This window comes from Parajatrophihabitans canadensis (assembly GCF_053764775.1).
Genome location: NZ_CM132445.1, coordinates 2,498,906 through 2,519,142, shown reverse-complemented (window position 1 = coordinate 2,519,142; position 20,237 = coordinate 2,498,906). Strand labels below are relative to the sequence as shown.

Genomic DNA, 20,237 nt, shown 5'->3' with positions numbered 1-20,237 from the left:
GCGGCCCACCGAGCATATTTACCAGCCGACGCCCAACGGGCGGCCTTCGGCGTAGCCTGCTGCGCTCTGGACACCGACCAGTGCGCGCTCGCTGAACTCGTCAATGGTCCGCGCGCCCGCATAGGTGAAGGCCGAACGAACCCCGGCAATGATCGAGTCGATCAAGTCCTCGACGCCTGGCCGCTGCGGGTCCAGAAACATTCGGCCGGTGGAGATGCCCTCTTCGAAGATCGCCTTACGAGCGCGATCGAACGGGGTCTCCTCACTCGTGCGACTCGCCACCGCGCGGGCCGACGCCATCCCGAAGCTGTCTTTGTACGAGCGTCCGTCGGCTGCGATGTGCAGGTCGCCAGGAGATTCGTACGTGCCCGCAAACCATGACCCGATCATGACTGACGAAGCCCCGGCCGCCAGCGCCAACGCCACGTCACGCGGGTGCCTGACACCGCCGTCGGCCCAGACGTGTTTTCCTCTTAGGCGGGCTACCCGTGCGCATTCCAGTACGGCGGAGAACTGGGGCCTGCCTACCCCCGTCATCATCCTGGTCGTGCACATCGCACCGGGGCCCACGCCGACCTTGATAATGTCCGCTCCGGCATCAATGAGATCGACCGCGCCGGCTTCGGAGACCACATTGCCGGCGACGATCGGCACGGCAGGTGCGAGATCACGAATCGCCTTAAGCGCATCGACCATTCTCTGTTGTTGACCGTGCGCCGTATCGACGACCAGCAAGTCGACACCAGCCGCCAGCATGCGCTCGGCCTTGCCCCGCACGTCACCGTTGACGCCGATGGCGGCGCCCACCCGAAGCCGGCCGTCACTGTCAACAGCAGGCTCGTACAGCGTCGCTCGTAGGGCGGCCGTCCGCGTGAGAACTCCGACGAGTAGACCCGACGCATCCACGACGGGTGCCAGCCGGTGATGCTCATCCGCGAGCAGGTCGAAGGCCTGTCGGGGTTCGGTGTGCGCCGGAAGGGTCACGAGCCGCGTCGACATCACCTCGCCGAGTCGCGCGAAGCGGTCTGCGCCTGCACAATCGCGCTCGGCGACGACCCCGACCGGCTTGCCGTCGGTGACGATGACGATGGCACCGTGAGCTCTTTTGGGCAGTAGCGCGAGTGCATCGGAAACGGTATCTGTCGGGCTGAGAGTGAGAGCCGTTTCGTGGACGAGATCGCGCCGCTTCACCCAATCCACCACATCGGCCACGATCTCGCCCGGGATGTCTTGCGGAAGGATCGTTATCCCGCCACGACGCGCGACTGTTTCGGCCATCCTGCGTCCTGCAACTGCGGTCATGTTTGCCACGACGAGTGGAATCGTCGTACCACTGCCGTCGTTCGTCGTGAGATCCACGTCGAACCGGGAGGACACGTTCGAATATCGCGGGACCATGAACACGTCGTCGTAGGTCAGGTCGTGCGAAGGCGTCAGGCCGTTGATGAACTCCACGTTTACAAGAGTCTAGCGGGATACGCCGGCCGCTACCTTTCCTAACCAGTTTCTTCCAACTCGCTTCTTCTAACCCTTCTCCTAGTCGCTTCTGGCAGACCGCTTCGTGTCGAGCGCCCCGCCGGTCCCGAGCAGAACGCAGTGACGCATAAACTCCGTGAGTGACGATTGCAGTCTTTGACATCGACGGCGTGGTGGCCGACGTACGCCACCGCCTGCACTTCCTCGACTATCCACAGGATTGGGACGGGTTCTTCGACGACGCTCATCTGGATACGCCCCTGCAGACCGGCGTCGAGCTCGTTCAAGCCCAGATCGCCGAAGGTCGTGAAATCGCCTGGCTAACTGGACGACCTGACTGGCTTCGCCGGACGACAGTCGATTGGCTGACCAAATTTGATTTGCCTACGGACGAGCTGTGGATGCGCCCGCCACACGACTACCGACCCGCCCGATTCCTCAAGGTGGACGTTCTTCGACATCTGGCTGAACGCGACATTGCCATCTTCGTGGACGACGATCCTGACGTGATTCGATCGGCTAGAAACGCTGGGTTTCCGGTCAAGATGGCTACCTGGGTACCGCACACCAAAACACTTCGCGAAGCACAGGAAGAAGCAGGAAGAACCTGACCCGCGCCACGATGCGCATTGAAAACATCACACTAGGTGACATTAAAGGCTTCCCATTTGTCCACGTTTAGTCTGTGTAAAGATTGCGAATCGGTGACGAGGCGATAAATACCGGCGTGTGGGAGTGGAATCGCTCTCGGAGGGTCCATGATAGATGTGTACTAGAACACATTCAGCTAGCAAGGAAGTGGCATGAGCAATTTCTCCGATCGCGTATCGGATCAGACGAGCGACCTTGTCTCGGTTCACACCATCACTCGGTCAGCATGTATCCATGAACCACGATGCCCGGATGCCGCAGGTCCGGACCGCGATGCCGCACACGTCATCGCCTGCCATCCGGAGCAGGGTTGGAGCCTGCTGTGCAACGGCGTCGTACTCTTCGAGGACTCCGGGGAGATCCTGCCTGACGGTCACTGTCTACATGCACGACGCGCCGATCTCACGGCAGCCGCACTGCATCGAGTCGCCTAGTCAGACCCGTCGTCCGGCGGCGTCGGGAGTCCGAACCGCCGGCGGCCTAGCTAGACCTTTCGGTTTCAGGCATACGCCTCGACCGGCGGACAAGAGCACATAAGATTCCGATCGCCGAATGCACCGTCGATACGACGGACCGGTGCCCAGTACTTTGACTTCGGATCTACTCCGGCTGGGTAGACCGCGGTCGAACGGCTGTATGGATGGTCCCAATCTCCGACCAAGGACTGCGCCGTATGCGGTGCATTCCGCAGCGGATTGTCGGTCGCAGGCCAGCGACCCCCACCGACTTCGTCTATCTCAGCCTTGATGGCAATCATGGCATCGATGAAGCGGTCGATCTCGACTAGGTCCTCGCTCTCGGTTGGTTCCACCATCAAAGTGCCAGCGACCGGAAAAGACATTGTTGGCGCGTGAAATCCGTAATCAATAAGTCGCTTGGCGACGTCTTCAGCTGAAACGCCCGTGTCTTTGGTGATCTGGCGAAGATCGAGGATGCACTCGTGTGCCACCAAGCCGCGAACACCCGTGTAGAGAACTGGATAGTGCTCGTTCAACCGAGCGGCGATGTAATTGGCAGACAGAATCGCAGTTGAGGTGGCCTCGACCAGACCGTCCGGTCCCATCAGACGTAGATAGGCCCAGGTGATCGGCAGGATGGAGGCCGAACCCCATGGTGCGGCTGAGATAGCCCCGGCTCCGGTCGTAGGACCGGCACTGGCCTGCAGCGGGTGGTTCGGCAAGAACGGAGCCAGGTGCGACCGCACTGCTACCGGGCCTATACCAGGACCTCCGCCACCGTGCGGAATGCAGAAGGTCTTGTGCAAGTTCAGATGCGAGACATCCGCGCCGAACTGCCCCGGTCGAGCCAACCCGACCATGGCATTCAGGTTGGCGCCATCTACATAGACTTGGCCCCCCGCCGCGTGCACTAGCTCGCACACCTCGCCGATGTGATCCTCGAAGACGCCGTGCGTTGACGGGTAGGTCACCATGATCGCCGCGAGTCGGTCGGCATGCAGCGCGACCTTTGCTTTCAGGTCGGAAAGGTCAACCTCGCCAGCCTCTCCGCTTGTTGCAACGACCACGACGCGCATACCTGCCAGGACCGCGGATGCCGCGTTCGTCCCATGCGCGCTCGCGGGGATGAGGCAGATGTCACGCTGGTCGTCGCCCCGGCTTCGGTGATAGTTGTGAATTGCCAGCAGGCCAGCGAACTCACCCTGCGCGCCGGCGTTTGGTTGTAGCGACACCGAGTCGTATCCAGTTATCTCACAGAGCCAACGCTGCAGATCATCGATCAGGCTGGCGTAACCGTCAAACTGTCCCTCGGGCGCGAACGGGTGGATGTTGGCGAAACCCGGGTTGGTCACCGGCTCCATCTCGGTGGTGGCATTCAACTTCATCGTGCAGGATCCGAGCGGAATCATCCCGCGATCCAGGGCGTAGTCGGAATCAGCCAGCCGTCGGAGGTAGCGAAGCATCGACGTCTCAGAGTGATGGGTGTTGAAGACTGGATGCGAGAGATAATCCGAAGTGCGAACGAGAGCCGACACGCCCTCAGTGCGAACATCAAGGCAGGACGTAGGCGAAGCGACCGGACGACCGGCCGAATTCGGAATGTCGAAGGCTGCGAGCACAGCAGACAGGTGCGCCTCGGTCGTGGCTTCGTCGCAGGCGATTCCAAGATGATCTTCGTCGATCAGCCGCAGGTTCACACCCTGTTGGTCGGCGGCTGACAGAACTGCGCGCGCACGGCCTGGGATACGAACCGTGAAGGTGTCGAAAAAGCGATGCGTTTGCACGTCAACACCGCCCGCTTCAAGGGCCTGCGCCAGCCCCGATGCCTTGGCCTGCACGTGCTCGGCAATCGTGCGAAGACCCAGCGGGCCGTGATAAACGGCGTACATCGATGCGATGACAGCGAGAAGTACCTGCGCGGTACAAATATTCGAGGTGGCCTTTTCGCGTCGGATGTGTTGCTCACGGGTTTGCAAGGCGAGTCGATACGCTGGATGTCCGTCAGCATCGACCGAAACTCCGACGAGGCGGCCCGGCAACTGGCGCTCGAGTCCAGCTCGAATCGACATGTAACCGGCATGTGGGCCGCCAAAGCCCATCGGTACTCCGAAGCGTTGAGTGGTTCCAATCGCGATGTCGGCGCCTAGCTCACCCGGCGGCATGAGCAAAGTGAGCGCGAGTAGATCCGCGGCGACGGCGACAATGGCTCCGGCAGCCTTCGCGGCCGAGATGACGGGACGCAGGTCGCGCACTTCGCCTGACGCGCCGGGATACTGCATCAATACGCCGAACGGCGCCGGGCCTTCCGCGGCTGGCAAACCGTCGCTGAGGTCTTCGACGCGAACCTGCAGCCCTAACGCTTCCGCGCGGGTGCGCACGACATCGACAGTCTGTGGAAAGCAATCCGCATCGATCAAGAACACCGACGCGCCGTCCTTTACCGCCGGCGCCGTTCGATGCGCCAAAGCCATTGCCTCGGCAGCAGCTGTCGCTTCGTCGAGCAAGGAGGCGCCGGCGGTCGGCAGCCCGGTCAGGTCCTCGACCATGGTTTGGAAGTTGAGCAGCGCCTCGAGCCGGCCTTGGCTGATCTCAGGCTGGTAGGGCGTATATGCCGTGTACCACGCAGGACTCTCTAAGACATTGCGTCTGATCACCGCCGGTGTGATCGTGTCGTAGTACCCCAAGCCGATCATCGATGCTCGGACTACGTTGCGATCGGCGAGGGCCCTCAACTCCGCCGCGACCTCGGCTTCGCTGCTAGCGGCTGGAAGTGCGAGCGCAATCCGCGTCCTGATGGATTCCGGCACGGCCGCCGACAGGAGATCGTCGATCTCGGCATAGCCGATGGCCTTAAGCATCGCGGTTTGATCGACCGCGTCAGTGATCCCAATGTGACGCGCCGAAAACGGCGTCAGCGGGGGTAGATCGGAATTTGCTGCGGAATTTGCCGGGGAATTCGTCATGCGTGCTCCTGCTGGTTGCCTGTAGACAGAGAGTCGAAGCCTGCGGCCCTACCGGGCGCGAGACTCCCCCTCTGTCAGGCGGCGATGCCTTTCAGAGCTACCTACGCATATGGTCCTTGAGCCTGAGAGGTTGGCGGGGAAATTGCCCCTTCGGCGTCAAACCGGATGGCGTCCGGTTGAACTCTCCCATATGCGTGTCGCGGTACCGCCAGAATACCAGTCAGCGGGCCTACCGACGGGGCTACACCCCGCCGCACGGTAGCCGGTCTCAGGCTGTTGCTGTGCGCCGCTGGCGTCGTTGTGACAGTTCGTCCGTTGACGGTGCCTCGACCAAGCCGTCGGTTCGCTCGGACGGCAAGCTCGCCAGTGAGCCGGCAAGCTCACGTAGGGCACCGCTGACCGCGATGCCGAAAACGCCTTGACCACCGCGCAGGAGGTCTACTACTTCTTCTGAAGAGGTGCACTCGTAGACCGTCGTACCATCAGAGAGCAACGTTATGTGCGCCAAATCGTCGACACCGCGCGTACGCAGGATTTCGACCGCGGCCCTGATGTTTTGCAACGAGACACCGGTGTCGAGGAGTCGCTTTACGACCTTCAGCACCAGGATGTCCTTGAAAGAATACAAACGCTGGCTGCCCGACCCTGCGGCTGACCGGACAGATGGCACAACCAGTTCAGTCCGCGCCCAGTAATCGAGTTGCCGGTAAGTGATCCCAGCTGCTGAACATGCCGTTGGTCCGCGATAGCCCACCGAATCGTCGGCACCGAGCGACGGCTGCGCGAAAAGAGCACCCTGTTCCGGCGTTTCGTCAACCACGTCGATCTCCCTGAGTTGTGCCGAGTCGTTCCGATTCCGCCGTGCCACAGCTACCCACGTTGTCTGATGTCAGACTGACTCTGCAGCCAGGATGACATCGGGTGGAATCAGCTGTCGAATTGCACGGTGGGTATTTGACGACGGTATGCCGTCCGTGGTCTCTCGGTCAACGCGCCTCGCCGCGCTTCAGCGAAAAACATAACCCTCAGGTGCACGTCGAGAGTTCCCCTCATCGGTGCGCAGCCCGCGCGGCCGCCCGGCCGGCCCCACGGCGGCCGCACCAGGATCACTCAGCCAGTCTCCGGGCGGGGTTCGTCACCCTCGGAGCCTGCAAAGTCGTCCGCCGAAATCTGGTCGAGAAACTCTCGGAAACGCTCTACCTCGTCTTCGTCCTCATCGGGGATCGCAATACCAACCGCGGCCAGCACGCTCTCGTCCCCGACAATTGGGGTCTCGGTGCGCAAGGCCAACGCAATTGCATCCGAGGGCCGGGCGCTGACGGTGGTGCCATCTCCGAACTGCAACTCCGCATAAAAGACGTCATCACGCAACTCAGTGATCGACACTTGCTTGAGATCGCCACCTAGCGCATCGATAACGTTTTTCAGTAGATCGTGTGTCATCGGCCGGGGTGTCTGTACGCCTTGCTGTTCGAACGCGATCGCTGATGCCTCCACGGCGCCGATCCAGATCGGGAGGTAGCGGACGCCGTCTGTCTCCTTGAGCAACACGACCGGTTGATTCGCGGGCAACTCGACGCGAACGCCGACAACCTGCAACGGGTGCAGCGTCATGTTCCCTCCCTGCAATAGCCGAATCACCACACGAGCTCCGACAGATCGCTGCCGCCCTTCGAGCCTAGCCTGATCCGCCTCAACCGACGATGTCGCGCAGCCCGATCTGTACGAGCGCCGTGTGCAGGCGCACGGATAACGCGGCGAGCTCACGCACCGTCTCCTCGGCCCGGGCCCGGCCATCGCTACTCCGTTGCTTGACCATCGGGCCTGCGACCTGGCCGAAGAGGCTTACTTCGCTCTCAGCCGCCTTCTTGAAGCTTCGGAGGTGACGGCCCTCGATGCCGAAGCGAGCCAGGTCCGACACGATCTGCGCAATCGCGAGCGCATCATCGTCGTACAGGCCACCGCTGCGCGCTGAGATCAGACCGAATTGCTCCAACTCCCGAAGTTGATCGGAAGTCAGGCCAACGGTGTTGAGTAGCTCCTCACGGGTTAACCGCAACGCCGCCGGCGCGGATCGGAAGTGCTCGGAAGTCGGAGCGTTATCGGTTATCGCCAAATGAGCTGGACGAGGGACACCGCCGATGAGTGATGGAGCATGACCGGAATCGATGGCCTCGAGTTGCTCCTTGATCACCCTCAACGGAAGGTAATTGTCCCGCTGCTGGCTGAGCACGTAGCGCAGGCGTGCGACATCGGAGGATGAGAACTTGCGATAGCCCGAGGGTGTCCTGTCGGGCTGGACCAATCCCTGGTCCTCGAGAAACCGGATCTTCGAGATCGTGACATCGGGAAAGTCAGAGCGAAGTTGCGATAGAACCTCTCCGATCGAAAGCGTGCCGCGCGATGGAATGCTCGGGTTGGTCGCGCTCACACTGTCGCTCCAGCCGCAGTCAGATACACCAGCCGGAACTTGCCGATCTGCACTTCGTCGCCGCCGGCCAGAGCCGCAGAATCAATTCGTTCGCGGTTGACGTAGGTGCCGTTAAGGCTTCCTACGTCGTACACGGCGAACCCGGCGCCATCGCGCCGAAATTCGACGTGTCGACGCGAGACCGTTACATCATCTAGAAAGATGTCGCTGTCCGGGTGTCGCCCTGCGGTGGTCACGTCTTGATCAAGCAGGAAGCGACTGCCCGCATTGGGCCCCCGCTTCACTACGAGCAGCGCCGATCCGGGCGTCAACGCATCTACGGCGCGCTGATGAGCTTCAGCGGAGAAGTCCGCGTCGCTATCGGTGGCCGGCGCGGGCGAGGAGGGCGCCGGGCTCGAGAAAATGGACGTCGATTCCGGACCGCTCGGTCGGGTACCTGGTGGCAAACCACCGTTGCCCAAGGGTGCACCGCACTGGGCGCAGAAGCGGCTCTCGGTGGAATTCTCGGTGCCACAAGCAGTGCAAAACACGCTGGTCAACGCCCTTTCTTCTCAACACAGAGCCCACCGGCGAACCCCAACGGACCGGTTCATGATGCCCGATGCTCTCGGCATCCGCGCGGCCATGTTGGGCGAGCCTAGTTCGGGCCGTAGCAAGGGTCAACGCGAGGTGGAGGTTTAATCGACCGCGACTGTTCGGTAAGCGGTCGCGTCCATCAGGGCGTCAAGCTCGCTGGCACCGGCGACATCGATTTCGACGATCCAGCCCGCACCGTAGGGGTCTGAGTTCACGAGCTCGGGATTGGCGTCCAGAGCTTCGTTGCGCGCCACCACTGTGCCGTTGAGGGGCGAGTACAAGTCAGACACGCTCTTTGTGCTCTCAACCTCCCCGAAGGTGTCGCCGCTCGAGACCGCGCTTCCGACTTCGTGTACCGACACGAAGACGATGTCTCCGAGAGACGCTTGCGCATAGTCGGTGATTCCGACTCGTACCTTCGAGCCGTCGATGAGCTTTGCCCATTCGTGGTCGGCGGTATAGCGGAGATCGTCGGGAACTTCGGACACGATGTCACCTCAATGATGTTGTCGGATATGTAGCCCTTGGCCCGGCCGTATGACCTTGAATGGGCTATGCGGCCGTGAACGGCTCCAGTAGCCGCGACCCTATCTGGTTGCATAGGGTGCTCGGCTACGGGCCACTCGGCCGCCGCACCTCATTCGTTGGTCGCATCACTTGTTGGTCGAAGTGGCGTACTTCGGTTTCGAAACGGGGCGAACGGCGGTGACTTCGATCAAGTCCTTCTCGGCAATCTCTGCCTGACCGCCGGCACTGCGGACGCTGCTCACTACTCCTGTCGGAATGTTCAGCGCCGTGTCCATTGTCTTCGCGTCGCCTATTGCCAGCACCGTGTATGGAGCTGAAAGAGTCGTGCCGTCAAGCACCACGCCACCGGGACCGTCCGTGAACGCGCTGGCCGTCCCGACCCGGACTGATCCGAACTGGATGACCTCGGCGCCCGCTCCGCGCAATTCCTCCACCACGTCCAAGAGGTCCTCGGCCTTCAACGCGTGATCCGGGTCAGTGATGAGTACCTGAATGCCTGGTCCGTGCGCCGGAGCCGTCCCGGCCAAGACAGCGAGCGCGTCCGCTTGACTCTGGGCCTCCTGACGCGCGGCCGCGTTGTTGCTGCCACTGTCGGAGAGGTTGGATTTCGCGGTCTGTAAGTCACTTATCTGCCCCTGAAGGCGCTCGATCCGGCTGTTCTGGTCGTCGAGAATTCGCACGAGATCGTCTTCACGCGCCGTCGAGAGCGAGTCGGTACTGGCGTTGGAGCGAAACTGCACGGCTAAGGCGAAGCCGAGAATGGCGAGCAGCGTACCGATGAGCACCGTCGCAGTCCGGTTCAGACCGCGTCTGGACCGCACAGCGTCATCTGGCACAGAGTCATCTGGCACAGCGTCATCTGGCACAGAGTCATCTGGCACAGAGTCATCTGGCACAGAGTCATCTGCCCGAGTCGGCTCAGAGCCTTCGGGCCGGACCGGTGGGGCGTCGCTCATGTCAAATTCGCCATATCGCAAGAGCCATCATGCTCGGAAGAGGTGTCGGCGGATGGCGGCCGCGTTGCCGAAAATGCGAATGCCGAGGACCACCACTACGGCAGTCGAGAGTTGGCCGCCGACGCCGAGCTTGTCGCCCATGAACACGATCAGTGCCGCGACCAATACGTTCGAGACGAATGAGACCACGAACACCTTCGCATCGAAGATGCCGTCAAGCCGTGCCCGGATACCACCGAAGACAGCATCAAGTGCCGCGACCACGGCGATGGGGAGGTAAGGCTCGAGCCAAAGCGGCACGGTCGGGCGAAATACCAGCCCGAGTATGACGCCAATGACAAGCGCAGCCGCCGCAATCATTGATGGGTTTCCCTACTACTCGGGTTGCTCGGAGAATCATGCGGCGTCACCTTATTGGGGTCGCCACCATTGGTACCCGATCCGGTGGCGGTGCCTGCGGAGCCGCGCGGCGCACCCGACTTGCCGTCAACGGCATTGGTTGGCGCTGCGCCGCTGGCCGGTTCTGCTGTCGACAGACCCGGGGACGCGTACTGCTGCTTCACGACCGTGGCTGCCGGCAGCTTCAGTCCCGACTTGCCGTCGAATTTGAAAGTGATGCCTTGCACCTGCTGGGCGGTCTTGAGAGCGCGGGCAATTGGGGAATCGGCGAAGGCAAGCAGCATCCCGTTCCGATCGCCTACGGCATCGATGGTGTAGGGCGTGTTGATCGTCTGAAAGTCGACCAAGATGGATTCGCCGGCGAATCGGATCGCTGAGGTAGCTGTCAGCCTGATGCCATTGACTGCGATGGCCTCGGCACCGGAATTCCATAGCTGATTGACGACATCACGAACCTGAACGTCATGAATCAGCGCTCCCTGTTGCTGGTTGCCGGTGCCGTCGCGTCCGTTGCTGGCAGAAGACACGGGCGCGGCCGGCTCGCCCAGTTCGATCGACACCCCTGGCCCGGAGACCGCCACGCTGCCCGAGCTGATTTCTAGGTTCTTCAAGCCTGGGTCGCCGACCGCGGAGAGCTGCGCATCACGTAGCGCAGCCACTTCTGCCGCGAGTGACTTGGCCTGGGAGTCCATCTTGGTACCGGCGGCCTGCAGGCTGTGAATGCGAGTGATCAGGTCGTGGCTCGCGGCCTCCCGGGCCGGCGCGGAGCGATGGTTCTGTTGGTAGGCGACAACGAGCAGCAACCCAACCGCCAGGCAGCCGATCCAGACCATCGGACGATCCCACCGGTGACTCTTGCGTTGCGACTCCGCCGCGGCGCGATAGCCCGGGTCGAGCGTGTTTGTAAGCAGATCGTCGAGCAGTGCGGTCGTCCAGGTCGGATGGCTTGCGCCGGTCACCGAAGCCGGCGGTGCCGAGACGGGTTCGGAGGGTGGTCTTTGGACGGTCATCGGTCAGCCCACCGGCATCTGGATAGTCAGCCTGCGCACTTGCACCAGGTAGAGCGCTCCGGCCCACACGTACAGTGCGGTCCCCCAGATCGTGAACGCCCATGCGACAGGTTTCACGATGTCGCCGAGGGTGCCTGTGTGCGATCCGATCAGCAACAACGGAAACGCGTACAAGAGGTTGAAGGTAGCGGCCTTACCGAGATAGTGGACTGGTAGCGCCGTGAGGCCGCGACGCCGGAGGGCAGGCAGCGTAGCCAGCAGAATCAGGTCGCGTCCGACGATGATCGCTGCCAACCACCACGGAATCACGTGCCGCAGTACCAATCCGAACAACGTGGCGAGGATGTAGAGGCGATCTGCTAGCGGATCGAGCAACGCCCCCAGCGCCGAAGTCTGGTTGAGTTTGCGTGCCAGGACGCCGTCAGCCCAGTCGGTAATACCACTGACCATCAGCACGACCAGTGCCCAACCATCGGCGTGGGGTCCGAGCAGAAGCCACAAAAAGAGGGGTACGCCGAGCAACCTCGCAAAGCTCAACAGGTTCGGAATCGTCAGGACAGCGGACCGGGCTGAGACCATTTCCGGTTCGGCTGATTGCGGCTGGTCATCCATCGCAGGCGCGAAAACCGTGCTTGGTACGTCCGGTCCCGCACCTGGAATGCTCATCGCTCCATGCTCGCACGCGCAGCCCCGTACTGAGTCCAGCAGTACCGACCGCTGCCTTTCATGATCGACATAGCCCGGATTCCCTACAGAAATCCGGGACCTTCTGGTCGGGCTGACAGGATTTGAACCTGCGACCCCCTGACCCCCAGTCAGGTGCGCTACCAAGCTGCGCTACAGCCCGTCCCGGTGCCGCGGACCAGCCCGCGAACCGGAGACGACTCTAGCCTAGTGACGGCCCAGGGCGCGCCGCGGTACTGGTGATGCATCAACGCTCGCCGCGAATGCCTCGCTCGCGAACCCGCACCGAGATCTCGATGGGGGTGCCCTCGAAGTTGAAGTCCTCACGCAATTTGCGCTCTATGAACCGGCGATATCCGGATTCAAGGAAGCCGGTCGTGAACAGCACAAATCTCGGCGGTCGCGTATCGGCTTGCGTCGCGAAGAGCACCCGGGGGTGTTTGCCGCCGCGGCCGGGGGGCGGTGTGGCCGCGACGATCTCGTTCAGCCAGGTGTTCAGTCGGCCGGTGGGAATTCGTCGATCCCAGGCAGCCAGCGACGTCCTCAGAGCTATGGCGAGCTTGTCGACAGAGCGTCCCGTCTTGGCAGAGACGTTGACGCGAGGCGCCCACTGCACCCGCTGCAATTCCCAATTGATCTCGCGCTCGAGCATCTCCCGTCGATCTTCATCGACAAGGTCCCATTTGTTGAACGCAATGACCAGGGAGCGCCCGGACTCAATGACCATCGTTATGACGCGCTGGTCCTGCTCGGAGATCACTTCGGAGGCATCGAGCAACACGACGGCGACCTCGGCAGCCTCGATTGCGCTCGCAGTGCGCAAGCTCGCGTAGTACTCCATTCCGGAGGCGTTGTTGACTCTTCGTCGGAGTCCAGCTGTGTCGACGAACCGCCAGACCTCGTCGCCAAGCTGCAGCAGGCTGTCGACCGGATCGACCGTTGTCCCGGCGACCGAATCGACAACCGATCGTTCCTCGCCGGTCAACCTGTTCAGCAGGCTCGACTTGCCCACATTCGGTCGACCGACGAGGGCAACTCGCCGCGGGCCTCCCTCAAGATCCGATTCTCGGGGAGCGTCGGGCAGCTTGGCCAGGATGGCATCGAGCAAGTCTCCGGAACCACGTCCATGCAGACCACTGACCGGATAGGGCTCACCCAGGCCAAGCGACCACAACTCCGCAGCGTCTGACTCGCCGCGTTCGTCGTCCACTTTGGTCACGGCCAGAACTACAGGGCGTCCTGCACGGCGCAGCGTTCGTGCCACAACCAGGTCAGTTTCCGTGGCGCCGGTGCGGGAATCGATGACGAACAAGACAAGGTCGGCTGTGACGACGGCTTGCTCGGCTTGCCGAGAAACCATCGCCTGCAATCCCGTCGCGTCGGGTTCCCAGCCGCCGGTGTCTACGAGGGTGAACTGCCGTCCGCCCCACACTGCGTCGTACGCGACGCGATCACGAGTGACGCCTGGAATGTCCTGCACAACGGCCTCGCGGCGCCCGAGGATCCTATTCACCAGGGTGGATTTTCCGACGTTCGGACGGCCAACGACGGCCACCACCGGGACCGACAGCGGTGTCTCGTCGTCGGATCCGACGTCGGATTCCGCTCCTTGCTGTGCGTCTTCGTCGTGTAGATCTTGCTCAGTCATCGTTAACACTCTCGGGATTGGATAACAGTCGACAGTCAGCCACGGCTGGGAACGCTCATGACCTGTCTGGCCAGCTGCTCGAGTACATCCACCACTTCTGTGACAGACAGTTCGGAGGTGTCGACCTCCGTTGCGCCATCGGGACGATGCAACGGGCTCACTGCGCGAGACGAATCGAAATCGTCCCGGCGGCGAATGTCTGCAGCTACGGCAGCAACGTCGCTCAACGCGAGCTCGCCCGCCCGACGTAGTGCACGGATCTGTTCCGTAGCGGTCAGATACACCTTGAGTTCGGCGTCAGGCCATACGACGGAGCCGATATCGCGACCTTCCGCCACAATTGATCCAGCCGAGATGATCGCGCGTTGCTGCGCCACCAACTGCTCACGCACAGCACCGATCGCCGCGACCGCACTCACAGCAGCGGTCGTTTCCGCAGACCGAATCTCGGCGTCGACGGACTCCGAGTTCAATGTGACAGTCGACCTCGCTGGGTCGGTACCGATCAGCAGGTCTATGCCCGCAACTGTGTTCGCGACTGCGACCGCGTCAGTCAGATCGACCTCGGCTCTGAGGACCGCCACCGTGGCCGCCCGATACATCGCTCCGGTGTCAAGGTAAGCGACCCCCAGCCGCTGAGCCAGCTGTCGAGCGACAGTCGACTTGCCCGTTCCCGACGGTCCGTCCAAGGCGACTACCCCGCGAAACGGGACTTCAGTCGGTCGCGCACCCATATCAAGCGTGTCCAGTCTCTGCATCGGGAGAGAACACGCCAACGACGCTGTAGGAACAGCGAGCCCTGCGAATTCTCACTCCGTTCGCCGGAGCCACCCATCAGGATACGGGCTTGAAGCACCATCCACCGACTGTCCGAATCGGCTGAGTCGAATCGGGACGGTCGGTGTGTAGCCGCTACTGGGGTAGATCGGTCCTGAGAGCCGCCGCGCCACGGAGATAGACATGCCGAATCTCGGAGCGAGGGCGCGACGTCTCCACATGTGCCAGTAGCCGAAGGGTGCGGGGCAAGGCGCCCGGGACGGCTATTTCCGAGGCGCACATTAGCGGCACGTCGGTGAGACCGAGCTGTCGCGCTGCATACGCAGGGAACTCTGCGGTCAAGTCAGGTGTCGCGGTGAACAAAATCGAAATCAGATCATCCGGCTCGATTCCGTTTCGTTGCATCACCCCGAGAACCAACTCGGTCGCGCCGTCCAAGACCTCATCACGAGTGTTGTCCGCGACCTGTATGGCCCCCCGAACTGCCCTCACCGACAATTTCCTCACCTTTCACAGTTCTTCAGAATGTAGATCTCATGGTCAGACTCGACTGATTCGTCCTCTGTTCCGTCTTCGCATACTTAACCCTGCCGAGCCGCAGCGGCGACGTCATCCTCCCGTCCGCTACAGACCGAGCTGTTGGTATAGCGCACTCAATTCGTCGCCTGTCAGCTCGCGCAGCGTCCCCTGCCGCAGGTCTCCGAGCCGAACCGGGCCGACCGAGGTCCGCACCAAGCGGCTAACAGGATGGCCGACTGCCTCGAGCAGTCGGCGCACTATGTGCTTGCGACCCTCGTGCAGCGACACCTCGACTAGCGCGCGGCTTCCCGAAGCATCAACGATACGAAAGCCGTCGATCTGAACCGGTCCGTCTTCCAGGTTGACTCCAGCGGCGAGTATGCGACCAAGTTTCGGGTCTACTGGGCCCGGGACGTCCGCAATGTAGGTCTTGACGACGCCGTGCGACGGGTGCGCGAGGCGATGTGCGAAGTCGCCGTCATTGGTAAGTATCAGAAGGCCTTCGGTCTCGGCGTCGAGTCGACCTACGTGGAACAAGCGTTCGGGGCGGTCTGCTACGTAGTCGCCGACACACGGCCGACCCTGCGGGTCCGACATCGCTGTCACGACTCCCCGCGGCTTGTTCATCGCGAGGTAGGCCAGATCTGTGCGGAGGTTGATGCGCTTGCCGTCGATTCGGACGATTGACACGGCCGGATCAACTCGCGTACCAAGCTCTGCCGGTTGGCCATCGACGGTCACGCGGCCGTCGGCAATGAGTTGTTCGCTGTGTCGCCGCGATCCGGCACCGGCGCTGGCCAGGACTTTCTGAAGCCTGATGCCGTCGGGGATGTGGCCGTCCGGAGCGCGCTCGGGTCGAGCGGGTCGGTCGTCGAAGGGTCGAGAGTTCATCAGAGTCCGTCGGAATCAATCGTGTCGAGCTCGGGAAGCAACGGGGCGAGTGAAGGTAGCTCGTCGACCGAGGCTATGCCCATCTTTTCCAGAAACTCCTGGGTCGTGCGGTACAGGCCTCCCCCGGTGTCTGGATCCAAACCTACCTCCGTGATCAGGCCCCGGCTCAACAGAGTCCGGACGACCCCGTCGACGTTGACACCGCGAATTGCAGATATCCGGGCGCGCGTGACCGGTTGCCGGTACGCGATCACGGCCAGCGTCTCGAGCGCTGCCTGACTCAGCTTGCTCCGCTGGCCGTCCAGCAGGAACGCCTCGATGACAGGCGCGTACCGATCACGGGTATACAGCCGAAAGCCGGTGGCCGCAGGGCGCAATTGCCATCCGGACCCGCGGTCGTCCAGATCCGCCGTGATCGCCGCCATGACTTCGGCGACCTCTGCCATCGGTCGTTGGACAGCTGCCGCCAATTGAGTCAGCTCCATAGGGCTGTCGGCGACGAACAGTAGCGACTCCAGAGCCCCACGGAGCGTGAGCCGATCGCTGAAATCCAACACAGCTGGCTCGGCCTCCGAGTCACTCGACGCAGCCTGCGAAGTAGCGGCCGCTGCCAGGTCGTCCGGATCGGCATTCGGCTCTGACATCACTCGTACTCCTCGTCGGGATCGTTCCCACCATCTGTCCGTGTCTGGCCGCCGGTCCATCTGACCCTCAGTTCGGACAGCGCCTCGGCCTGGTCGAAGGCGACGTCGCCATCGCGGTAAAGCTCGAGTAATCCCAGAAACCGCGCGACGACCTCGAGGGTGGAATTGCACTCAGCAACTAACGCCCGAAACGTTGCTGTGCCGACGCGGGCCAACCGCTCGCGCATTGCAGCCATGTGCTCGCGGACGCTGACCCGTGCGGCATGAATATGGTCAATGCCAACCATCGGCACGGGCTTTGGCTTTACCGCCGCAGCGGCTATCGCCGCGAACTGGTAGAGGTCAATCCCGATTTGCAGTTCGGGGCTCAGCGCGGCGAACCGTTCCTCCAATTCGGCATTCCGACCGAACCGACGTCCGGCACTTCGCTCGAGATCCGCAAGATGCTTCGCTGCAAGCTTGTAGGCGCGGTACTGCAGCAACCGGGCGAAGAGCAGATCCCGCGCCTCCAGAAGGGCAAGATCTTCCTCGTCCTCGACCTCCGCCGCGGGGAGCAATCGAGCCGCTTTGAGATCGAGCAACGTTGCGCCAACGACGAGGAACTCGGTCGCTTGACCAAGATCGAAGTCGGCGCCGGCCGCTGTCAGGTACGCAATGAAGTCATCAGTCACCTGCGAAAGTGCAACCTCTGTCACGTCGAGCTGCCTTCGGCCGATGAGGGTCAGCAGCAAATCGAACGGGCCATCGAAGTTGTCGAGGTGAACGCGGAACTTTCCATCACTCACCAGGGGCTCTGGTTCGGACGGCAAGTCCCATTCTTCGGGTAGGTCTTCAAGCGTGAGTTCGTCCGTCGAGGCGAAGACCGCCGCGTCGGAATCGGGTATGCCGTCACTCACGAGCGGGACAAAACCTCCATCGCCAGCTCCCGGTAGGCGGTCGCGCCACTAGAGCTCGGCGCCCAACTCGTGATCGGTTCACCAGCAACAGTCGTCTCGGGAAAACGCACCGTCCGGTTGATCACGGTGTCGAAAACCTTGTCACCGAATGCCTCCAGAACTCGAGAAAACACCTCGCGGCCGTGCAGGGTACGACCGTCGTACATCGTCGCGAGGATTCCCTCGAGACGAAGACCTGGATTCAAACGTTGCTGCACCTTGTCGATCGTATCGATGAGCAACGCAACGCCACGTAGTGAGAAAAACTCGCATTCCAGCGGAATAATCACGCCGTTGGAGGCGGTCAGCGCGTTTACGGTGAGGAGGCCGAGCGAAGGCTGGCAATCGATGAGAATGAAATCGTAGTTGTCGACCACTGGCGCGAGCGCTCGCGCCAATGTTTGCTCGCGCGCCACCTCATTCACCAATTGGACCTCGGCCGCAGACAGGTCGATGTTTGACGGAAGGAGATCCAAACCGGGCACCCCGGTCTTGAGGAGTACCTCGTCGATACCTACTGCGCGCTCCATCAGGAGGTTGTACGTCGTCAGTTCCAGCTGATGCGGTTGAATACCCAGGCCGACACTTAGAGCGCCCTGGGGATCGAAATCCACCAGCAAGACCCGACGACCGAACTCAGCCAGCGCCGCGCCCAGGTTGATCGTCGATGTGGTCTTTCCGACGCCACCCTTCTGATTACACAGCGCAAGGATGCGAGCTGGGCCATGGTGACTGACGGGCTCCGGGGCGACCAACGGCCGACGGTCACGAGCTCGTGCGGGGTCGGCTGACTTGACTCCAGATCCGGCTGCGTCGCCCGTTGCGATCACCGCCGGGTCTTGCCCGGGCGTTTGGGAGGTCGTCATGGAAGAAATGCGCTCCTTACGCGAACGGCGCTGACCCGCAAAGACGGTGCTTGACCCGTTGCGGAGGTTACCGCAATCGGGCCCCCTACCTGCGCAGGCGCCCAGGAGCGAACCATCCCGTCGCAATCTGTGAAGCCATTCGCGCGTACATGGCCGAGTCGGCCGCACGCTTTGGGCCGATTCTGGGATCCGAGTTTGAACACAGACTCTGAGGCCAGCCTTCAGGACGCCTGCGCTCGAGGGTGTGCACCCGCGTAGATCTCACGCAATTGATCGACGGTCACCAGGGTGTAGATCTGGGTGGTGGTCACGGAGGCGTGGCCGAGTAGCTCCTGCACGACACGCACATCGGCGCCGCCTTCCATCAAGTGTGTCGCAAAGGAATGCCGCAGCGTGTGTGGCGAGATGGCGCTCGTCAGACCAGCTTTCTCAGCAGAGCTACGCAGTACCGTCCACGCGCTCTGCCGCGACAGGGTGCCGCCCCTGGCGTTGAGGAAGACCTTCGCAGTTCCCCGTCCTTGACAGACCAATTGCGGTCGAACCCTGACCAGGTAGGCGGACAGCGCTTTGGCGGCAAACGATCCGAGCGGTACCAACCGCTCCTTCCCACCTTTGCCGCGTAACAGCACAGTCTGGCCGGCAAGGTCGATATCGTCGACGTCCAGCCCGACCGCCTCAGAGATCCGTGCTCCGGTGCCGTAGAGGAATTCCAGCAAGGCACGATCTCGCACTGACAACGGCGTCTGATCGAAATCCGAGGCGTCGAGCAGTCGCTCAATGTCTTCAACGGAGATGGCCTTCGGTAGCCGTCGGGGCCGGCTTGGTGGCTTGATCTCGCGAGCGACGTCGGATTCAACTTGGCCGTCGGCGTAGGCGAACTTGTGCAGTCCCCGGACAGCGACCACAGCCCGGGCGGCTGAGGACGCTGACAACGGTGGATGATCCGGATCGCCTTCGCGCATGGCGGCCAAGAAGGCACCGACGGTCATCGCATCCACGTCGGCCAGCGAATCCATACCGCGACTCGTGAGAAAGCTCAGATACCGGCGCAGATCTCTGCGATAAGAGGTCAGGGTATTCATCGACGAACCCCGCTCGACCGTCAGGTGATCAAGGTAGGCATCGATGGTCTGAGCGGCCGACGCCTGCGCGCCCTTGCTGGTTCTCTCAGCGACCGTCATCCGAGCAATCTAGCTCGCCACCGTGCGTCGGACGTGCTCGCCACGGCGAATCCGCAGATCGAAGTCCGTGCCAGCCTTGTGACTGCGCCTGCCGAGCGGCGAAGACGCCGGCTACCGCCGGCCCGTTCGTCAACTCGCCACGTAGCGCCATGTCGGCAAGATGTTGCAGACTGTGTCTCTCCACGGTCATGGTGATCTCTTCATGCTCGCTCTCGAACCTCTCCTCAGCAGGAACATCCACCAAGCCGCGGGCCAGAAAGATCCTGATCGCCTCATCGGTCATGCCCGGCGAGGTGTGAATATCGACGAGAACCTGCCAGTCGCTAGCTGTCAGCGAGGCTTCTTCGTAGAGTTCACGCTGGGCCGCTTGTAGGGCAGGCTCGCCTGCGACATCCAAGAGGCCCGCCGGCAGCTCCAGCAGGAACTGACCCACCGGATGCCGATATTGACGAACCATCACCGCCTTGTCATCAGCATCCAAGGCTACGACTCCCACCGCGCCGGGATGACCGATGACGTCTCGCTTGGCGATGGTGCCATCAGGCATCCGGATCGTGTCAGTACGCACGTCGATCGCCCAGCCTGAATAGTGGTGTTCGCTCGAGAGCAGCACAAAGTCTTCAGCCGTTGTCATCTGGCGGTAT

At 62.2% G+C, this 20,237-nt stretch carries 22 protein-coding genes, 1 tRNA gene and 1 riboswitch; of the genes, 2 read left to right on the top strand and 21 right to left on the bottom strand.

Annotated elements, in window-relative coordinates; all coding sequences use genetic code 11:
- Positions 1-18 precede the first annotated feature (18 nt).
- Positions 19-1,455 carry a GuaB1 family IMP dehydrogenase-related protein gene (locus tag ACSMXN_RS12245; RefSeq protein WP_022911734.1) on the bottom strand — a complete coding sequence of 479 codons (1,437 nt, stop codon included), beginning with the start codon at positions 1,453-1,455 and terminating at the stop codon, positions 19-21.
- A 161-nt stretch (positions 1,456-1,616) separates the two neighbouring features.
- Between ACSMXN_RS12245 and ACSMXN_RS12240 the strand changes: the two genes are divergently transcribed.
- Together ACSMXN_RS12240 and ACSMXN_RS12235 are read left to right on the top strand one after the other, a co-directional pair.
- Positions 1,617-2,087: a phosphatase domain-containing protein gene (locus ACSMXN_RS12240; RefSeq protein WP_022911733.1), complete on the top strand. Its 471-nt coding sequence runs from the start codon at positions 1,617-1,619 to the stop codon at positions 2,085-2,087.
- Positions 2,088-2,279: 192 nt separating this feature from the next.
- A complete protein-coding gene (locus ACSMXN_RS12235; protein WP_022911732.1) occupies positions 2,280-2,561 on the top strand; it encodes a DUF5999 family protein in 282 nt (93 codons plus the stop codon).
- A gap of 65 nt (positions 2,562-2,626) precedes the next feature.
- On the opposite strand, the gene gcvP is transcribed toward ACSMXN_RS12235, so the two are convergent.
- The 20 genes from gcvP to ACSMXN_RS12135 form a co-directional block, all read right to left on the bottom strand.
- Positions 2,627-5,548: an aminomethyl-transferring glycine dehydrogenase gene (gene gcvP / locus ACSMXN_RS12230; protein WP_022911731.1), complete on the bottom strand. Its 2,922-nt coding sequence runs from the start codon at positions 5,546-5,548 to the stop codon at positions 2,627-2,629.
- Between the two features lie 100 nt (positions 5,549-5,648).
- Positions 5,649-5,747: riboswitch (glycine riboswitch) on the bottom strand.
- A gap of 69 nt (positions 5,748-5,816) precedes the next feature.
- Entirely contained in the window at positions 5,817-6,368 is a 552-nt protein-coding gene (locus tag ACSMXN_RS12225) for a MerR family transcriptional regulator (RefSeq protein WP_027139031.1), read from the bottom strand.
- A gap of 290 nt (positions 6,369-6,658) precedes the next feature.
- Positions 6,659-7,162 carry a bifunctional nuclease family protein gene (locus ACSMXN_RS12220; protein WP_035942320.1) on the bottom strand — a complete coding sequence of 168 codons (504 nt, stop codon included), beginning with the start codon at positions 7,160-7,162 and terminating at the stop codon, positions 6,659-6,661.
- Between the two features lie 79 nt (positions 7,163-7,241).
- Positions 7,242-7,979, bottom strand: coding sequence for a transcriptional regulator FtsR (gene ftsR, locus ACSMXN_RS12215; RefSeq protein ID WP_022911728.1), 738 nt, complete (start codon positions 7,977-7,979; stop codon positions 7,242-7,244).
- Entirely contained in the window at positions 7,976-8,518 is a 543-nt protein-coding gene (gene odhI / locus ACSMXN_RS12210) for an oxoglutarate dehydrogenase inhibitor Odhl (protein WP_081648913.1), read from the bottom strand. Before odhI ends, ftsR begins: the two co-directional genes overlap by 4 nt.
- Positions 8,519-8,656: 138 nt before the next feature.
- Positions 8,657-9,043, bottom strand: a complete 387-nt coding sequence (gcvH, locus tag ACSMXN_RS12205; RefSeq protein WP_022911726.1) for a glycine cleavage system protein GcvH — start codon at positions 9,041-9,043, stop codon at positions 8,657-8,659.
- A gap of 165 nt (positions 9,044-9,208) precedes the next feature.
- Positions 9,209-9,934 (bottom strand): DUF881 domain-containing protein, encoded by a 726-nt coding sequence (locus tag ACSMXN_RS12200; protein WP_455407759.1) that lies wholly within the window; start codon positions 9,932-9,934, stop codon positions 9,209-9,211.
- 132 nt (positions 9,935-10,066) lie between these two features.
- A complete protein-coding gene (locus ACSMXN_RS12195; protein WP_022911724.1) occupies positions 10,067-10,399 on the bottom strand; it encodes a small basic family protein in 333 nt (110 codons plus the stop codon).
- Complete coding sequence (locus tag ACSMXN_RS12190) at positions 10,396-11,448, bottom strand: DUF881 domain-containing protein (protein ID WP_081648912.1); 1,053 nt, start codon at positions 11,446-11,448, stop codon at positions 10,396-10,398. The genes ACSMXN_RS12195 and ACSMXN_RS12190 overlap by 4 nt, the downstream gene beginning before the upstream one ends.
- 3 nt (positions 11,449-11,451) lie before the next feature.
- The gene (locus tag ACSMXN_RS12185) at positions 11,452-12,114 is read right to left on the bottom strand and encodes a CDP-alcohol phosphatidyltransferase family protein (protein WP_455407758.1); all 663 of its coding nucleotides are present in this window, start codon (positions 12,112-12,114) and stop codon (positions 11,452-11,454) included.
- Between the two features lie 104 nt (positions 12,115-12,218).
- Positions 12,219-12,295: transfer RNA gene (locus ACSMXN_RS12180), tRNA-Pro, on the bottom strand.
- Positions 12,296-12,379: 84 nt separating this feature from the next.
- Positions 12,380-13,780 carry a ribosome biogenesis GTPase Der gene (der, locus tag ACSMXN_RS12175; RefSeq protein WP_022911721.1) on the bottom strand — a complete coding sequence of 467 codons (1,401 nt, stop codon included), beginning with the start codon at positions 13,778-13,780 and terminating at the stop codon, positions 12,380-12,382.
- Between the two features lie 35 nt (positions 13,781-13,815).
- Positions 13,816-14,538: a (d)CMP kinase gene (cmk, locus tag ACSMXN_RS12170; protein ID WP_455407757.1), complete on the bottom strand. Its 723-nt coding sequence runs from the start codon at positions 14,536-14,538 to the stop codon at positions 13,816-13,818.
- Positions 14,539-14,692: 154 nt separating this feature from the next.
- Entirely contained in the window at positions 14,693-15,055 is a 363-nt protein-coding gene (aroH, locus tag ACSMXN_RS12165; protein WP_027139026.1) for a chorismate mutase, read from the bottom strand.
- 126 nt (positions 15,056-15,181) lie between these two features.
- Complete coding sequence (locus tag ACSMXN_RS12160) at positions 15,182-15,967, bottom strand: pseudouridine synthase (RefSeq protein ID WP_022911718.1); 786 nt, start codon at positions 15,965-15,967, stop codon at positions 15,182-15,184.
- Entirely contained in the window at positions 15,967-16,611 is a 645-nt protein-coding gene (scpB, locus tag ACSMXN_RS12155; protein WP_051148727.1) for an SMC-Scp complex subunit ScpB, read from the bottom strand. Before scpB ends, ACSMXN_RS12160 begins: the two co-directional genes overlap by 1 nt.
- Positions 16,611-17,420 (bottom strand): segregation/condensation protein A, encoded by an 810-nt coding sequence (locus tag ACSMXN_RS12150; RefSeq protein ID WP_155958282.1) that lies wholly within the window; start codon positions 17,418-17,420, stop codon positions 16,611-16,613. Before ACSMXN_RS12150 ends, scpB begins: the two co-directional genes overlap by 1 nt.
- A gap of 83 nt (positions 17,421-17,503) precedes the next feature.
- On the bottom strand, positions 17,504-18,412 hold the full coding sequence (locus ACSMXN_RS12145; protein WP_022911715.1) for a ParA family protein: 909 nt from the start codon (positions 18,410-18,412) through the stop codon (positions 17,504-17,506).
- Between the two features lie 221 nt (positions 18,413-18,633).
- Entirely contained in the window at positions 18,634-19,593 is a 960-nt protein-coding gene (gene xerD / locus ACSMXN_RS12140; protein WP_022911714.1) for a site-specific tyrosine recombinase XerD, read from the bottom strand.
- On the bottom strand, positions 19,580-20,227 hold the full coding sequence (locus ACSMXN_RS12135; protein WP_022911713.1) for an NUDIX hydrolase: 648 nt from the start codon (positions 20,225-20,227) through the stop codon (positions 19,580-19,582). Before ACSMXN_RS12135 ends, xerD begins: the two co-directional genes overlap by 14 nt.
- Positions 20,228-20,237 lie beyond the last annotated feature (10 nt).

Coding starts and splice junctions, on each gene's coding strand:
- ACSMXN_RS12235 (WP_022911732.1), top strand. CDS start 2,280: ATGAGCAATTTCTCCGATCGCGTATCGGATCAGACGAGCGACCTTGTC.
- gcvP (WP_022911731.1), bottom strand. CDS start 5,548: ATGACGAATTCCCCGGCAAATTCCGCAGCAAATTCCGATCTACCCCCG.
- ACSMXN_RS12220 (WP_035942320.1), bottom strand. CDS start 7,162: ATGACGCTGCACCCGTTGCAGGTTGTCGGCGTTCGCGTCGAGTTGCCC.
- ACSMXN_RS12195 (WP_022911724.1), bottom strand. CDS start 10,399: ATGATTGCGGCGGCTGCGCTTGTCATTGGCGTCATACTCGGGCTGGTA.
- ACSMXN_RS12190 (WP_081648912.1), bottom strand. CDS start 11,448: ATGACCGTCCAAAGACCACCCTCCGAACCCGTCTCGGCACCGCCGGCT.
- ACSMXN_RS12185 (WP_455407758.1), bottom strand. CDS start 12,114: ATGAGCATTCCAGGTGCGGGACCGGACGTACCAAGCACGGTTTTCGCG.
- der (WP_022911721.1), bottom strand. CDS start 13,780: ATGACTGAGCAAGATCTACACGACGAAGACGCACAGCAAGGAGCGGAA.
- cmk (WP_455407757.1), bottom strand. CDS start 14,538: ATGCAGAGACTGGACACGCTTGATATGGGTGCGCGACCGACTGAAGTC.
- ACSMXN_RS12160 (WP_022911718.1), bottom strand. CDS start 15,967: ATGAACTCTCGACCCTTCGACGACCGACCCGCTCGACCCGAGCGCGCT.
- scpB (WP_051148727.1), bottom strand. CDS start 16,611: ATGTCAGAGCCGAATGCCGATCCGGACGACCTGGCAGCGGCCGCTACT.
- ACSMXN_RS12145 (WP_022911715.1), bottom strand. CDS start 18,412: ATGACGACCTCCCAAACGCCCGGGCAAGACCCGGCGGTGATCGCAACG.
- xerD (WP_022911714.1), bottom strand. CDS start 19,593: ATGACGGTCGCTGAGAGAACCAGCAAGGGCGCGCAGGCGTCGGCCGCT.
- ACSMXN_RS12135 (WP_022911713.1), bottom strand. CDS start 20,227: ATGACAACGGCTGAAGACTTTGTGCTGCTCTCGAGCGAACACCACTAT.